Source organism: Streptococcus mitis, from assembly GCF_001579045.1.
GTDB lineage: Bacteria > Bacillota > Bacilli > Lactobacillales > Streptococcaceae > Streptococcus > Streptococcus mitis_D.
Map to the genome: position 1 here is coordinate 1 of NZ_KQ970279.1, position 271 is coordinate 271.

Sequence of the window (271 nt, forward strand, 5' to 3'; positions counted from 1 at the left end):
AGCTACGCAATTAGACCTATCTCCTGGTTTAAAAAGAGTATTAAAGACTCTTATGACTTACTTGCCATATATTCAAAATACTTGTGAGTATCCAACTAGAACAAATGGCCCTATTGAAGGAATAAACAATAAAATAAAAGTGCTTAAAAGAAATGCCTACGGCTTTAGAAACTATTACCATTTTAGAAATAGGATTATTTTAATAACAAAAATGTTTGGCCCAAAACAAAAAGGAATTAAGCAACAATTAGTTGCTTAATCCCTTCCTAAA

At 30.3% G+C, this 271-nt stretch carries 1 protein-coding gene; it reads left to right on the forward strand.

The window, feature by feature from the left end:
* Nucleotides 1–259 (forward strand): transposase (locus tag SMIDD28_RS10745; protein WP_196756382.1); only part of this gene is annotated, 259 nt, incomplete at its 5' end.
* Nucleotides 260–271 lie beyond the last annotated feature (12 nt).